Origin of the sequence: Pseudoalteromonas sp. SWYJZ98, assembly GCF_015864495.1 — a bacterium.
Lineage (GTDB): Bacteria > Pseudomonadota > Gammaproteobacteria > Enterobacterales > Alteromonadaceae > Pseudoalteromonas > Pseudoalteromonas distincta.
The window spans coordinates 1-16,268 of record NZ_JADYXA010000034.1; the positions used below are offsets into that span (position 1 = coordinate 1).

A 16,268-nucleotide genomic window follows, 5' to 3' on the forward strand; every position below is an offset into this window, starting at 1 on the left:
CTTGTGCTGTTTTGCCTGCCACCTGCGTTGATACAGTGAATTGGGTGACCCGCTCTACAATGGTAACAAGGGCGCCTCGATGACCTTTACCTATGACGGTATCTATTTCCCAATCTCCGATACGACCTTTCTCATCAACTATTTGTGGGCGTTCTTCAATGCTAACGCGATTTTTTATTTGCCCTCGGTTTGTTTTACCATGACTGCGCTTGTGATATTTCTTACCGTGTCGGCGCAGATGTAGGTATAACTCACCACCTGCTTTTTTATCTTCCCAGATATACAGATAAATGCATTCANCAGATGTAGGTATAACTCACCACCTGCTTTTTTATCTTCCCAGATATACAGATAAATGCATTCATGGCTGACAGACCGTTCACTTTCTTTACGCAACCATCCCGTTATTTGTTCAGGGCTCCACTTCTCATTAAGCTTCTGGGTAATTAAAGCTATCATTTCAGGTGTCATCTTAAGCGGTTTTCTTACACTTCTTCGGCGAAACAAAGCCCGCTCATGAGCTTGTTTGTGTCTGTAACCTCGCTTACCTGTATTTCTAGAAAGCGCTCTTGAAATCGTAGATTGCGATAAATTAGTTAGCTCAGCAATACTTTGTTGCGTAAAACCGCTTTTCTTTAGAACGGCGATCTGGCATCTTTGCGCATAGGTCAGTTGTTTGTAATGTCTCATTGTAAAATCTCTTGCCGGAGAAAAAGTAGTTAGCTTATGAGCAACTGACCACTTAATCTAGCCAAAACAAGTTATGCACTTACAATTTGAATCTAGGCAATTTAACTTTTCGCTACGCCCTACAAACTCTTCTTTGCTTAATCTATTAACGCACTTCAGCGCGTTTTTAGTTGCAAAGTATCTATCATAACTTAGGCTTCTTTCGCATTTAACACTATACGTTGAGGGCCAAGAGCCACCTGCCCCCGTTGCTATGCCAACAACGTTACATGTAGCGTCTATATACGGCTCCCATGCTATTATTTGTGCTTTAACTGCATCAACTTGGTAATCATCAGTTAGTTGTGGGTAAATTTCATCCATCATTTTACTGATTTTAGTTTTGTACCTATTACCCTCTAAATTATAAATTTTGCCAGTGTGCATTGCACCGCCTTCTGGCCAACCATCAGCGCTTTGTGCAAATGCGCCAAATGATGAAATAGCAAAAGCAAACCCGATAATAATTTTATTCATTTTTAAATCCTTTTAACAGATACCTGTAGAAACGCTCATAAAAAATGCCGCAGAGCTTAGCTGAGCGGCATTATATTATTCAATAAGCTTTAAAGAGGTCTATTTAAAAGCCAAATATTTTTAAGTGGAAAAACTTAGTCGCCACTGTATTAATAAATATCACAGCTAAAATAACAGGAATAAACGTTGAAAGTGAAAAGTTAACGTATTTTTCCATAAAGCTTCCCGCATAATTAGGCGAACCTAAGCTTAGCTCTTGTGTTAAGCGTGCTTTTTTCCAGCGATACATTACAAATAAACACACCATTAAGCCATTAAGCGGTAAAATTGTGTCGTAAAATACATCAACAATAATATCAAAGAAGCTCTTATTAACGCCGCCATAACTGGTGAACGAAGTAAGGCTGTCAATCATACCAAACGACATTGTACATAAAATAGTAAGTACGCCGGTTGAAAGTGTAAGGATGCCCAATGCTTTTTTACGGCTAATACCTTTGCGGTCACTTAGGGTTGCAGTCGGGACTTCTACTATTGAAACAAGTGAGGTAATTGCTGCAAAAAATACTAATAAAAAGAATGAGAATGCAACAATAGATGCACCTACATAGCCAATATCATTTTGCAGTGCTAATAAGATTTTAGGTAGGTATACAAAAATCATCGATACAGACGAGTCAGAAAGTGCTGCAGGGTCTGTATTTGGATCAAAACTAAATATAGCGGGTAGCACCATTAAACCAGCTACAAACGCAACAAGTGAGTCAGTAATAGCAACCATTTTAGCGCTACTGACAATGTCATCCTTTTTAGAAATATAAGATGCGTAAGTCATTAAGATACCCATGCCCAAAGATAGCGAGAAAAACGCTTGGCTTAATGCGCCATTTAAGACACTTGCATTCATTTTAGAAAAATCAGGAATAATATAGTATTTAACACCGGCCATTGCGTTATCAAGCGTTAATACATAAATAACGAGGGCAAGCAGCATAACCAATAAAGCGGGCATTAAAAACTTAGCGGCTTTTTCTATGCCCTGCTTAACACCGCCTAATAAAATTAAGTTCACCATAATAACCACAACGGCCATATAACCAAACACAGTGTAACTATTGATAAAAACACCAAAGTGGCCGGGATCAGCTAATAAATCTAAATTACCTAGGCCTGTTTGCGTTAAATAGCCAAAAATCCAAACCGTAATTACCATATAAAATACAGCAATCATAAATGGTGTAAGCACGGCTAAAAAGCCTGCAAACTTCCATTTTTTATCGTTATTTGATAATAGCTTATACGAACCAAGTGGATCTTTTTGAGCGTTACGACCCATTGCCATTTCAGCCATCATGACTGGTAAACAAATGAATACGACAAATAAAGCGTAAATTAATAAAAATGCGCCGCCGCCATTTTTAGTAGCAGAAACCGGAAAGCCAACTAAATTACCAATACCTACAGCCGAACCTGCCGCCGCTAATATGAATCCGAGACGGGAACTAAATCGTTCTCTATTTTCGCTCATGCTTGAAACCTTTTTATTATTTTGTATATTTCAGCGACTCTACCAGTGTTACACAGAGATTTTCAAGCAATTACAGTGTAAAAATAAAATCGATGTGTAAACCTGTGTAAATACGCTTTTAATTCACCAATTTTCAACGCTGTGGTAGTATTGCGTTAATCAAATTTAACAATTTTTATGAGATTACTTATGTTGTACATGATTCATTCAACAGACGTTGAAAATAGCTTAGAGCTTAGAAAAGCAGCACGCCCTGCACATTTAGCGCGCCTTAGTGAGCTTGATTCTCAAAATCGTTTACTTACCGCAGGTCCGTTTCCGGCAGTCGATAGTGAAGATCCTCAAGAAGCAGGTTTTACCGGTTCATTAGTTGTTGCTGAGTTTGAGTCAATTGAAGCCGCTCGAGAATGGGCAGCAGCTGACCCTTACGTTGCCGCTGGCATCTATGAAAATACAGTTGTTAAACCTTTCAAAAAAGTGTTCCCTGCTTAAAAGTGTATTAAACCCTAAGAGCGTGCGTTGCACTGTAATTCAGGGTTTGTTCACAAGATTTTAATTAAAATTACTGAGATAAAAGCGAATTTAGCGTTTTTACTTGAATTTTAGTAACTTAGTTAATTAAACTAAGTGGGTCTGGTCTAGGAGTTTTCCATTATGCGCGTATTATTAAGCCTCGGTTTTATTGCTTGTGTTAGCTTAGCTAACATTGCTCAAGCAGCGACGGCCACCCAAGCATCTCATGCTGAGGTGGACAAAAAGAAAGCCGTAATACTTGCAAAGAAAACAATAGGCGGTAAGACCTTAAAAATTACCGAAAAAACAGATTTTTATACCGTACGAATACTCAAATCTGACGGCCACGTCGTTGATTTACATATAAATAAAAAAACCGGCGAAGTGAAAAAGGATTAACAAATGCGAATTTTAGTTATTGAAGACGATTTACATTTAGCAGATAACCTACGTAATGCTTTAGAAAAAGAACGTTACAGCGTGGATTTATGTCACGATGGTGAAGCAGGTCTTTTCCACATTACAGAATACCCGCTTGATATGGCCGTAGTTGATTTAGGTTTACCTAAAATAGACGGTATTGAGCTAATCAATAAAGCACGAGCACAGGGCATTACTATTCCTATTTTAATCTTAACAGCGCGCGATCGCTGGCAGGATAAAGTAGAAGGTTTAGATGCAGGTGCTGATGACTACCTTACCAAACCATTTCATGTTGAAGAACTTATTGCACGTTGTAATGCATTAATTCGTCGCAGTGCTGGTAAAGCAAATCCAGAAATGACTGCGGGCCCAATTAAAATTCATACACGTTCTCAACAAGTATGGGTTGATGATAAAGAGCTTAGCCTTACAGCTTACGAGTATAAAGTACTTGAATACTTAATGGTAAATCCGCAAAAAGTAATTTCTAAATCAGAACTTACTGAGCATATTTACGACCAAGATTTCGATCTTGATTCAAACGTAATTGAAGTATTTGTACTACGTTTGCGTAAAAAGCTTGACCCTGATGGTGTGCTAAACCCAGTAGAGACACTACGTGGGCGTGGTTACAGGCTTAAAAGCCAGTGGTAATACCGCAAATATCGTTAAAAATAAGGCAAGGATTTATCCTTGTCTTTGTTTTATTAGTCGCGCTCCCTATCTTATTTTATTCAATTGGCAAAGCGTATTACGCTTCACTTGTTGATGCGACTGAAAAAACTCTCGAAGCACAGCTTTACTCGCTAATATCTGAAGTCGACTTTACTGAGCATGGTATTATTATGCCCAGCACTATTTTAGCGCCTGAGTTAAACAGATTAAATTCAGATACCTACGCAATGATTTACCGCGATGATGATCCTGTTTGGAACTCAGAATCGGCTGTAAACTTAAACTATGTACCAGAGCAAATAGAAACCAAAGCCGGTGCTGCCGATTTCAGGCGCGTGGAGTATAATAACACCGCGTACTGGCAACTTAGCCTGACTGTAATTTTAAATAACATAGATCAATCAGAACAAGCTCGCTTTATATTAGTTAAACGTAATGACGCTCTACTTCGTTTAATGGATGGTTTTAAGCAAACCCTTGTAGATTGGATGTTTATAATGGGCATTGCAATTGCAGGCCTGATGGCGATTGGTTTTATTTGGAGCGCTCGCCCACTCCAACGACTCGATAAAGAAATAAAAGCAATTGAATCGGGTGATATTCAAGAAATTAAAGGCCTCTACCCTGTAGAACTGCAAACAATAAAAGCAGACCTAAACTTGCTACTTGAGTCTCAACAACGCCAAAAAGAGCGTTACAGAGCCTCATTAAGCGACCTTGCTCATGCACTTAAAACACCGCTTGCGGTGCTAAAATCAAGTCCATTGGCAAACGATGCCGATGCACAAGAACAACTCGACCGAATTAATGTGATGATCGAGCACCAATTAAAGCGTGCTGCAACCGGTGCATCAGACACCTGGAAAAAACAAACACCTATTAAGCCAGTACTCGATTCAATACTCAGTGCTATGGCAAAAGTGTACCGTGATAAAGATATTATTTTTACCTGCACCGTAACCGAAAAAGATTACTTTTTAGGTGACCAAACAGATTTAATGGAATTACTTGGCAATCTGATTGATAACGCCTGTAAAGCGTGTCGCTCACAAGTAGCAATACAAGTTATTCAAAGCAAAACTTTGTGTATTGGAATTAGCGATGATGGCCCTGGCGTACCAGAGGATAAACGTGAATCTCTACTTACACGGGGTACTCGTCTGGATACATACGAAAGTGGACACGGCGTTGGGATGGCAATTGTATCTGACTTGGTTAAGTCCTATCGCGGTACACTTACCATTACAGAAGCTGATAACTTAGGCGGCGCTCAATTTATTTTAGAGTTTAATTACAATGACAAAAAGTAACCATTTATTACAACTAACTGCCATTGTGTTATTAGCTTCAAGCCAATACAGCTTTGCAGATGAGGCATGTACTTTAGCCGCTAAAGCAACAACCGATGAAGCTAAGCGATATATTCAATGCCTAGATAGCCAAATTGATAAAGCAAAACAAGCACAAGGCAGTTGGATACAAAAGCGTAAATATGAGCTCACTAAATCACAAGAAAGCACAGGCAATACGCAAGTGCTGCCGTTATTTATGCGCAGCATTAAAAATAATGAAAAGTACCTTGAGAGCGCCTGCCAATGGCGTTACTTAATAAAACTTCCTAATGCGACAACCGCAGCCATTAGCTATAAACTGTGTGAAATTGAGCTTATAAATCAATTTACAGAATCACTAAAACACCCATTTTAACGTAACTTAAGCACACTAAACTAGTTACGTTTCTTTACTCGTTTCCTTTAGCTTACTTGACAATTTATTAATATCAAAACAAACTACCTACTAGTAGATTGCTAAATAACTAATAGGTAAACAAATGACTAAACCAGTAATTATTATAGGTGGCGGACTTGCTGGTTTATACAGTGTGTATAAATTACAACTACTTATTATTAGAAGCTAAATCGCAGTTAGGTGGCCGAATTTTTGCCGCGCAATCACAAATAAATAACGATATTAGTTTTGATTTGGGTCCTACGTGGATATTTCCCCACCAACCAAAAATTCAAGCGCTATTAAAGTCACTCAACTTAAGTATATTTGAGCAATACAATAAAGGAGATGTGTTATATCAAGCACCTAACTCAAAGCAACCTCAACAAATTGCAGGTGCTGGAGATATGCAACTATTTAGACTCAAACACGGCATGAATACCTTAATAACTGCCTTATATGAGCAACTTAATCCTGATTCAATATTATTAGAACACAATGTCACTGAGCTTAAAAAGAACGATAATAGCTGGCAAGTTACTGTTAATCACTTAGGCAATATAAAGCACTTTACTACTGGCAAATTAATTTCAGCAATTCCTCCTCGTATGGTTACAACGCATTTAACACCTGAACTATGGGCGACTCCAACACTCATAAACCGCCTCAATAGTGTACCTACATGGATGGCAGGACAAGCCAAATTTATAGCTACTTTTGAACATGCATTTTGGCGTGATAAAAACTTATCTGGGCAATGCTTTAGCCGCGTAGGCCCTATGGTCGAAATTCACGATGCCAGTGCTGAGGATAGTAATTACGCCGCATTATTTGGCTTTATAGGTGTCCCCTACTTATCACGAAACCAAGTAACTCAAGAGCAATTAATTCAAGCCTGTGCCCAACAGCTCAGCTACTTTTATGGTAAGGATTCTGAAAAGGCAACCGGATACTTTATTAAAGACTGGGCAGAGGATAAATTTGTAGCTAATAGAGACGATCAAACTCAGCCTTCACAGCACCCAGAATTTGATTTTTCAAACTTGGAAGAGCAATTAAGTAACCTCAACATTCATTTTGTAGCGAGTGAGTTTGCAAAACAAGAAGCAGGATATTTAGAAGGCGCAATAAACGCTGTGGATGACGCTATTAAATCGTTTGTTAATTAATTGCCCTGTATTTATTGATAACTTAACCATCAAGGGCTTTAATTTTACAGCCCTTGATGGTTATAAATGTTAGTTATTTTTAGTAACGTCTTCACCACTGCCCATTAAAGTGGCAACCCACTTGCCCTCTGCACTGGCTTCTAGGGCTATTTTTACAATCATTGTTAATGGTACAGATAAAAGCATACCCACAGTACCTAATAACCAGCCCCAAAATATTAATGATAAAAACACCACTAACGTTGAAAGACCCAGCCCTTTACCCAAAAATTTAGGCTCTACAATATTACCCATTACCGTATTTATTGTTAAATATCCTGCAGCAACAAGTCCTGCCACTAACGGGCCTTGAGTAATAAGGGCAAGTAATATAGCTGGTACAGCCGCAATAATTGAACCTATATTTGGAATGTAATTGAACATAAATGCCAACACGCCCCAAAGCACGAAGTAGTCAACGTCTAAAATCCATAAATAAAACGCAGCAATAATACCCGTCCCTAAACTTACTAGCGTTTTAATTGCCAAGTATGAATTAATGGATTCTAAAAAGCGGTCAATTTGCTTCATTTTACTATCAGGGTCTTCAAGTGCCATATGTATTTTCTTGCTCAGCATTGGCCCTTCAAACAGCATAAAAACAACCGTTAAAATAATTAAAAACATGTTTGCCATTACGCCACCTAACCCAGTGAGCATATTAGTGGCCACATCAACCATTTTGCCAGGGTCGAACATATTAATTAACTGATCTTTATTGATCAATATGTTGTATTGAGATGCTAAATCGACCAGCCACACAAATTCTTCTTTAAGTTGTGTTTTATACTCAGGAAGCTGCTGAGAAAAATCGTTGATAGATTGCCCTACAAGCCCACCAAGGCTTACACCTAAGCCAACTATAATAAGCACTACCAGCATAACAGCAATGCCTTTAGGAATTTTGTAGCGCGCAAAAAACTTGATAAGCGGGTTACAAATAATGGCAATAAATGCCGCCAAAATAAACGGAATAATAATTACACTCGCGGCTTTTATTCCGGCGAGTACCACTACTAAGGAAGCAAAAACTATTAAGCTTTTATTCACTCCAGTTAAACTTGCCAATTTATTAATCCTTTTATTAACTATATCGCCCCAGTGTAAGGCAAAAGGTAATTAAATGAAATAATTACGAAGTGATCATAAAAGCCTGTTGTACGTATAAATTTGCAAAGCCGTTTGCTAGCGAGTATGTTTTTTTAATCACTTGCTTCTATTTTATTGTAAGGATTAATAATGCATATATTTATAACTGGCGCGACCGGATTAATTGGTAAGCACTTATGCCCTTTTTTACTTCATCATAATACTGTTACTGTACTTAGCCGCAATCCAACTAAAGCAAATGTATTATTAGGCCACAAAGTTAAAGCCGTAAGTGACATTAGTGATGTTGATTTTAACACTGTTGATATCGTTATTAATCTTGCTGGCGAGCCGATTGTAAATAAACGCTGGAGCGACAAACAAAAGCAAATAATACGAAACAGCCGTATTGATATTACACAGCAAATTAGTGAAGCTATTAAAGCCTGTAGTTCTCCCCCGCATACCTTTATATCTGGAAGTGCCGTCGGTTTTTATGGTCGACAAAATAGTAATCATATCGATGAAACGTTTGAGAGCCCACACAATGAATTTAGCCACCAGCTTTGTAAAGACTGGGAAAGTGCAGCACTACTTGCACAATCAGAACAAACTAGAGTATGCCTTTTGCGCACCGGTATTGTTTTAGCTAAAAAAGGAGGTGCACTTGGAAAAATGTTGCCTGCTTTTAAATTGTGTTTAGGCGGCCCGATTGGTAACGGCGAGCAAGGTATGTCGTGGATACACATAGACGATATGATTCAGCTAATACTCTTTATTATTAAACACCCAGAAATATCAGGCCCTGTTAACGCAACAGCACCCAACCCTGTAAGCAATGCTCAATTTAGTAAAAGCTTAGGCGAGGCGCTCTCTCGACCTGCATTTATTCCTATGCCCACTGCAGCACTTAAACTATTAATGGGTGAAATGTCAGACTTATTAACAACGGGGCAATTTGTAGTCCCTAAAAAGGCACTCGTTCACAATTATCGTTTTCATCATCCTGATATAAAATCGGCTTTAGAGAGCTTGGTTTAGCGGGCGTTAATATTCGTTCAGTTAAAATCTTTTTCAAATTAGATACATGGGTAGATTACTACTTTTTACCCATATTGACCTTTAAACATTAATACATAATAATCAGCACGTTTTCCACGCCAACCACGCCTATCTTTAATAAAAGAGAATCTTAAATGCTACACCTGCCTACAGTGATCAGTCTCTCTTTCATTCTTAACGTATTAATAGGCCTATTTTTTTTATCTTTACATAACTTTAAAAAACAAACATCATTTTTATTATTTGGCCTAGCGTGTATCACTTTTGCATTTGCCGAATTACTTGCCTGTTTAAAGTTAGTAATAGACGTGCCTTTTATTACACACTATTTGGCTGATATTTTTATATTACTAAGTCCATTTTTAATTATTGTTGGATTACATAAATATAAACACAGCAAACCATTAAACTTAGTGCCACTGTATTATTTGCTTGGCTTTACAGCGCTGACCTTACTGCCCATATATCCTTATTCAGCAGGGCAAATGCTAACAAGTTTTGTTATTTCGGGCCTATACCTCTACTCAGCTTACATTATTAAAAGTATGAGCTTTGTAGCAACGTTGCAGAAAAAAGCGCTTGTTGTGTGCTTTTTAATTCATACCCTTTTAATGCTCACACAAACAACATTACTCGCAATTCCTTACCTGGGTGCTAATTCAGCTAATTACCTTGAATCACTCCAGTTTATTTTAAGTAGCCATTTAATTTTAGCTACTTGCAGCGCACTTATATTGCCGTATCTGCTGGCTTCGAATACTGAACATACGCTTTCAAGCCTTGCTAATACCGACACGCTCAGTCAATTACTTAACCGCCGTGGCTTTTTTACAAAAAGCAGGGAAGCACTAAGTAATCCTAAAAACATAGATAAAAATGTATCTGTTATTTTGCTCGATATTGACTTTTTTAAACGTGTAAACGATCAATTTGGCCACGAAATGGGCGATCAGGCAATTAAATGGATATCTCAACATATTAAAGAGCAATTTTTAAATGTGGGTATTAGTGCCAGAATTGGCGGAGAAGAATTTGCCATTTTACTGCCTGATTACAGCCTAAGTGCAGCAAAAAATGATGCAGAGCAATTACGAAAAAATATAAGTATCCAGCCTTTTTATCATGACGGACAACACATTAGCCTCTCGGTAAGCGCTGGAGTAAGTAATGCGATCAATGGTGAGGCTACAATAAAAGAGCTACTTGCTTATGCGGATAAACGCCTTTACTTAGCTAAAGAAACAGGCCGAGACAAAGTGGTTACCTTTGATGAAAAAAGCTTATTAATGCAAAGCTAATCGTCAAAGATAAACACGCCCTAATATCTACATAAAAAAAGCCCTTCATTCGAAGGGCTTTGGTATACACACAATAGAGTTTGTAAACTACCTACAAGAAAGTGTAGCCTCGTCCGCTTTATTTGGCACAAACTGAATATTAGCTACAGAAATTGATGCTTTACCATCGCTGTGTAAGCTAAATGGGCTTGTTAGGTTTGCAAAATTAACACCCTTATCAGCAAAACAACCTAAATCAATTGATACTGACTGCCATTTATTTCCAATGGTTTTATCCACTACGTTTGCTAAATCAATGCTTGCACCACACTCACCAGAACAAGTCATAGCAAGCGCTACATCGCTCGTTAGTGCTTCGTTTAATTTAATATCAAAGCTAATCACACCATTTGCCTCAACGTAGGCAATAGTATCTTCTGCAAAGCTTGTTACTATTTCAGCACTGGCTTTTTCTGCACCGCTGAAATTAAATTGGCGCGCGTCTTCTTGTACTGTTTTGTCCTCAGTACGGTATTTAATTGCACCAAATTCATGAGTACTACTCGATACATCTAAAAGCTCATCGCCCGATTTTAACAATAAGCGCCATGGTGCTACAGGTGCACCAACAAGTATATCCATACTCGTAAGCCCTGAGTTATCAAGTTTAGAGTCTTCATCAAGGTCGTCAGCTAATACATTTTTATCGCCGTACGTTAAACCAAAACCATAAGGAAGTAATGGATCGTAATTTTCATCGCCTTTATTAACCGTAGTTTGTACCGCCGATTTAGGCCAAGAAAACGATAGCTTACCTTTAAAGTTATTTTGAATGGTGCCGTCTGCTGCTTTTAATAAAACATCAGCAATACCTGCACCTTCTGTACCAGGTAACCATGCAGCTACAAACGCATCAGATGCATTAAGTTCGCTGTTAACCCACATAGGGCGACCTGAAATAAACACAGATATAACAGGGATACCTTGCTCTTTTAGCGAGTTTAAAAGTGCTAATGACTTTTTATTTCCACGTTCAAACTCAAGGTTATCTTTATCGCCGTGCCCTTCTGCGTATGGTTCTTCACCAAATACAACAATGGCAACATCAGGACGTTGTTCAAACGTACCATCTGCACTTAAAGTAACACTTCCACCTGCTGCAGATATTTGCTCTTCAAACCCTTTGTAAATTGACGTTGCTCCAGGGAAATCTGTATTTTTGTTATTAGTCCCTTGCCACGTAATACTCCAACCACCCGACTGTTTACCTATATTATCAGCACCATCACCCGCTACAAGTACGCGTTGATTAGCTGCGATAGGTAATAGGTTATTTTTATTTTTAAGCAATACAAGCGATTCGCGCACAGCTTGACGTGCGACTTCGCGATGCGCTTGCGCGCCAATAAGCTCTGTTTTACCCGAGTAAAGACGCTTAGCCGGACTTGGTTTATCAAATAACCCAGCGCGTAATTTAACGCGTAAAATACGTGCCACCGCATCATCAATGCGGCTCATACTTATTTTACCTGCTTTTACTTGTGCAATTGTATTTTCATATAGCGGCTTCCACGCGCCTGTTGGCACCATAAAAATATCAAGGCCAGCATTTACCGCTTCTGGGCAGCTTTCGTTAGTACAGCCTTTAATTTGACCATGGCCGTTCCAATCTCCCACTACAAAACCATCAAAACCCATACGTGTTTTTAATACATCTGTAAGTAAGTATTTATTGCCGTGATTTTTAACGCCATTCCAGCTATTAAAAGATGCCATAACAGATTGACTACCCGCCGACAAACCACCTACGTAACCTTGAGCATGAATATCAAATAGCGATTGCTCGCTGTCTATATTATTTCCCTGATCATCCCCATCAACGGTGCCGCCATCGCCAATAAAGTGCTTAACCGTGCTAATAACGCGCTTATCACTTAAAAAGTCGCCATCGGCTTTACCTTGCAATCCATTTACAATCGCTGCTGAGTAATCGTGAACAATTTTTGGATCTTCAGAATAGCCTTCGTACGTTCTGCCCCAACGGTCGTCTCGTACTACTGCTACAGTGGGTGCAAATACCCAATCTATCCCCGTAGCCATTACTTCTACTGCGGTAATAGACGCTATTTGCTCTATTAAATCTGGGTTATTAGCCGCGCCTAAACCAATATTATGTGGAAAAAGTGTCGCGCCAATTACGTTATTATGACCATGTACTGCATCGGTGCCCCACATAGTCGGAATTTTGCTGCCATCCACTGAGTCATCAATAGACGCTTGATACATTTTTTCTGCAAGTGCAACCCAATCCTCTGGCGTTGCATGCTTATCGCCATTAGGGAATGCACCACCGCCATTAAGATAAGAGCCAAAACCATATTTGCGCATGTCTTCAACGGTAATATCACGAATTTCTGGTTGAATCATTTGCGCTACTTTTTGCTCAAGCGTCATATTTTCTAAAAACGTGAGAATTTGAGCTTCAATAGCAGGGTCTTTTTTCACTGCAATTGAAAGCTTTGGCCAAATTTTCTCAAGCTTAGATTGCGCTTCAACATTTACTTTTTCAACATAGCTTTCGTTAGTACATCCGCTTAGTGCAGTAACACTTCCTACTAACGTTGCAATTGCTAATGCATTAAGTTTAAAAGTCGTTTTCATTATGATGGCTCCTTCACTAATACTGGTTTGCTGCCTCGTAGGCCGTAAAAAACAATAAATATGTAACATAAAATAGGTAAAACATACGAAAGTTGAACACCCACACTATCAGCAAGCGCACCTTGTAAAAGTGGCACTATTGCACCACCTACAATCGCCAAACACAAAATACCAGAGCCTTGAGCGGTATGCTTACCAAGTCCATTTAACGCTAAACTAAAAATAGTTGGGAACATAATAGAATTGAATAAACCAACCAATAGGATTGACCACATTGCTAATTGCCCCGACGTGCTCATGGCAATAATGACTAAAATAATAGCCATGGTTGCGTTAAAGCCAAGTACTTTACCAGCGGGTAGTTTTTGCATTACAGCAGCACCAATAAAACGCCCAACCATAGCACCACCAAAATAATAAGTGATGTAATGAGCTGCAACATTCTCTTTTAGCCCTGCTATATTTTCTTGTGCTAAAAAGCTTACTAAAAAGCTACCAATTGCCACTTCGGCGCCTACATACATAAATATACCCACAGCACCTAATACAAGATGGCGATACTGCCAAGCACTGCCTTCAATTGCTTCTGATTTTTCGGCTTCTGCTTTTTGCTCGCTCATAATGTCTGGTAATTTAAGCCAAGCAAAAATACCGGCTAGTAAAATAAGCATTGCAGCTAAAAGGAGGTAAGGAAGTTGAACTGACTCTGCATTTTGAGCCGGTGTTAAAAAGGCTTCTGACGCTGAGTCTAGAATTAACAGAGCACCAAATGATGGCGCAACAGTGGTACCTAATGCATTAAAAGCTTGGGTAAGCGTAAGTCGAGACGACGCAGTTTTTGGGGAGCCCAACAAACTTACGTAAGGATTAGCAGATACTTGCAATAACGTTATGCCGCTGGCAAGTACAAATAAAGCGAATAAAAATACAGGGTAACTATGTAAAGACGCTGCTGGGTAAAATAATATACACCCGACTGCTGCAATTAATAATCCAATCACGATGCCTTTTTTATAGCCCACCTTTTTAACTATATAACCACTTGGAAGTGACATTAAAAAGTAAGCGCCAAAAAAGCAAAACTGAACCAACATGGCTTGTACATACGTTAAGTTAAATACGGCTTTTAAGTGTGGGATTAAAATATCATTTAAGCAGGTTATAAATCCCCACATAAAAAATAATGTTGTTAGAGAAGTTAATGCAAAACTGTAATTTTTATCCTGATAGTTTTGCGACTGTGTGTGTGTTGTCACTGGTGCTGAACTTGCCATGTGTTCTCCGTATTTTATTATTATAAATCTATTCTTAAGCTGCCCTGTTTTAGTTTTCAGCTGTCTTTAAACCATCCAGAAGCATTAAAGAGTTGACCTAAGAATTAATAAACACTAACCTTAAATGTAAGCGCTTTCATATGCAATTAAATACGAACAAGCTGTATATTTCAACACTTTTTATTTTTTGTACCCTCATACAGCATTAATTAAGCAAAAACACAGAGCTGATTTCTCTGTAAATGACTAACAAAAGGTTTGTTATTAATGACAAAATTATCACTACCACCCCATTCACCGCTTTTATCTAAAAACTTTGTATACGGTGTGGCTACGGCTTCTTTTCAAATAGAAGGCGGATCACAAGATCGTCTCCCATGTATTTGGGACACTTTTTGCGATACACCCAATAAAATAGTCGATAGCTCAGACGGTCATACCGCGTGCGATCACTATAACCTTTGGCGTGATGATATAGACCTTATTGAGTCACTTGGCGTAGATGCTTACAGGCTTTCTATTTCATGGCCGCGCGTGATGACCCAAGAAGGAAAGTTAAATCCTGTAGGCGTTAAGTTTTATACTGATATTTTAGATGAGCTAAAACGTCGCAATATTAAAGCCTTTGTTACTTTGTACCACTGGGATTTACCGCAGCACCTTGAAGATGAAGGCGGTTGGCTTAACAGACAAACAGCTTACGCTTTTGAACATTACGTAAATTTAATTACCAAAGCCTTTGGCGATCGCGTTCACTCTTATGCCACATTGAATGAACCATTTTGTAGTGCGTTTTTAGGTTACGAAATTGGTATTCATGCCCCAGGTAAAGTGGGTAAAGAATATGGCCGTAAAGCAGCGCACCATTTATTATTAGCCCACGGACTCGCTATGAGCGTATTAAAGCAAAACTCGCCTAATACATTAAATGGCATAGTGCTTAACTTTACGCCGTGTTATAGCCTTACTCAAAGTGATGAAGACTTAAAAGCCACTGCATTTGCAGATGATTACCTTAATCAGTGGTATATCAAACCAATAATTGATGGCCAATATCCTGATATAATTAATCAATTACCATTAAACCATCAGCCTGAGATTTTTGAAGGCGACATGGAATTAATTTCGCAACCAATCGATTACCTAGGCATAAACTTTTATACCCGCCAAGTTTATAAGGCGCACCCTACTGATATTTATGAGCCTATTGCACCTACAGGCCCGCTAACTGATATGGGATGGGAAATTTACCCGCAATCGTTCACCGACTTGCTCGTATCGCTTAATAAAACATACACGCTACCGCCTATTTATATAACCGAAAATGGCGCAGCCATGCCCGATACTTATAATAATGGCGAAGTTAACGACTTAGATCGTTTAAGTTATTATAATACCCACTTAAACGCGGTTCATAATGCGATTGAACAAGGTGTTACTATTCATGGCTACTTTGCTTGGAGCTTAATGGATAACTTTGAATGGGCAGAAGGCTACTTAAAACGTTTTGGTATTGTGTATGTAGATTATAAGACGCAGCAACGCACTATCAAAAATAGTGGCTTAGCTTATAAAGAACTCATCTCTAAAAGATAAGAATATACCCATAACTAAAAACAAGTAT

General features: G+C 38.7%; 13 protein-coding genes and 2 pseudogenes. 9 read left to right on the top strand and 6 right to left on the bottom strand.

The window, feature by feature from the left end; all coding sequences use genetic code 11:
• From I6F10_RS15585 to I6F10_RS15595, 3 genes and pseudogenes are all read right to left on the bottom strand, one after another.
• Positions 1-690 (bottom strand): annotated as a pseudogene (locus tag I6F10_RS15585) (IS30 family transposase); the annotation flags it as partial.
• A gap of 57 nt (positions 691-747) precedes the next feature.
• Positions 748-1,206 carry a hypothetical protein gene (locus I6F10_RS15590; protein WP_165744343.1) on the bottom strand — a complete coding sequence of 153 codons (459 nt, stop codon included), beginning with the start codon at positions 1,204-1,206 and terminating at the stop codon, positions 748-750.
• A 103-nt stretch (positions 1,207-1,309) separates the two neighbouring features.
• Complete coding sequence (locus tag I6F10_RS15595) at positions 1,310-2,734, bottom strand: sodium-dependent transporter (protein ID WP_165744344.1); 1,425 nt, start codon at positions 2,732-2,734, stop codon at positions 1,310-1,312.
• Between the two features lie 189 nt (positions 2,735-2,923).
• On the opposite strand from I6F10_RS15595, the gene I6F10_RS15600 reads away from it, so the two are divergent.
• The 6 genes and pseudogenes from I6F10_RS15600 to I6F10_RS15625 all read left to right on the top strand — a co-directional run bounded on the left by I6F10_RS15600 (position 2,924) and on the right by I6F10_RS15625 (position 7,242).
• Complete coding sequence (locus I6F10_RS15600; RefSeq protein ID WP_039488129.1) at positions 2,924-3,226, top strand: YciI family protein; 303 nt, start codon at positions 2,924-2,926, stop codon at positions 3,224-3,226.
• A 162-nt stretch (positions 3,227-3,388) separates the two neighbouring features.
• A complete protein-coding gene (locus I6F10_RS15605) occupies positions 3,389-3,646 on the top strand; it encodes a PepSY domain-containing protein (protein WP_165744345.1) in 258 nt (85 codons plus the stop codon).
• A gap of 3 nt (positions 3,647-3,649) precedes the next feature.
• Entirely contained in the window at positions 3,650-4,324 is a 675-nt protein-coding gene (locus I6F10_RS15610; protein WP_002959806.1) for a response regulator transcription factor, read from the top strand.
• The gene (locus tag I6F10_RS15615; RefSeq protein WP_182673450.1) at positions 4,318-5,655 is read left to right on the top strand and encodes an ATP-binding protein; all 1,338 of its coding nucleotides are present in this window, start codon (positions 4,318-4,320) and stop codon (positions 5,653-5,655) included. Before I6F10_RS15610 ends, I6F10_RS15615 begins: the two co-directional genes overlap by 7 nt.
• Positions 5,642-6,052 carry a hypothetical protein gene (locus tag I6F10_RS15620; protein WP_165744347.1) on the top strand — a complete coding sequence of 137 codons (411 nt, stop codon included), beginning with the start codon at positions 5,642-5,644 and terminating at the stop codon, positions 6,050-6,052. Before I6F10_RS15615 ends, I6F10_RS15620 begins: the two co-directional genes overlap by 14 nt.
• Positions 6,053-6,176: 124 nt before the next feature.
• Positions 6,177-7,242 (top strand): annotated as a pseudogene (locus I6F10_RS15625) (flavin monoamine oxidase family protein).
• 69 nt (positions 7,243-7,311) lie between these two features.
• On the opposite strand, the gene I6F10_RS15630 reads toward I6F10_RS15625, so the two are convergent.
• On the bottom strand, positions 7,312-8,349 hold the full coding sequence (locus I6F10_RS15630) for an AI-2E family transporter (RefSeq protein ID WP_165744348.1): 1,038 nt from the start codon (positions 8,347-8,349) through the stop codon (positions 7,312-7,314).
• Positions 8,350-8,520: 171 nt separating this feature from the next.
• Between I6F10_RS15630 and I6F10_RS15635 the strand changes: the two genes are divergently transcribed.
• Complete coding sequence (locus I6F10_RS15635) at positions 8,521-9,411, top strand: TIGR01777 family oxidoreductase (RefSeq protein ID WP_165744349.1); 891 nt, start codon at positions 8,521-8,523, stop codon at positions 9,409-9,411.
• Positions 9,412-9,566: 155 nt separating this feature from the next.
• Positions 9,567-10,730, top strand: a complete 1,164-nt coding sequence (locus tag I6F10_RS15640; RefSeq protein WP_197099104.1) for a GGDEF domain-containing protein — start codon at positions 9,567-9,569, stop codon at positions 10,728-10,730.
• Positions 10,731-10,817: 87 nt separating this feature from the next.
• Here I6F10_RS15640 and I6F10_RS15645 read toward each other — a convergent pair whose 3' ends face one another.
• Together I6F10_RS15645 and I6F10_RS15650 are read right to left on the bottom strand one after the other, a co-directional pair.
• Complete coding sequence (locus I6F10_RS15645; protein ID WP_165744351.1) at positions 10,818-13,370, bottom strand: glycoside hydrolase family 3 protein; 2,553 nt, start codon at positions 13,368-13,370, stop codon at positions 10,818-10,820.
• Complete coding sequence (locus I6F10_RS15650; protein WP_002959789.1) at positions 13,370-14,644, bottom strand: sugar MFS transporter; 1,275 nt, start codon at positions 14,642-14,644, stop codon at positions 13,370-13,372. The genes I6F10_RS15645 and I6F10_RS15650 overlap by 1 nt, the downstream gene beginning before the upstream one ends.
• Positions 14,645-14,911: 267 nt before the next feature.
• On the opposite strand from I6F10_RS15650, the gene I6F10_RS15655 reads away from it, so the two are divergent.
• Positions 14,912-16,240, top strand: coding sequence for a GH1 family beta-glucosidase (locus I6F10_RS15655; protein ID WP_165744352.1), 1,329 nt, complete (start codon positions 14,912-14,914; stop codon positions 16,238-16,240).
• The last annotated feature ends 28 nt before the right edge of the window (positions 16,241-16,268 follow it).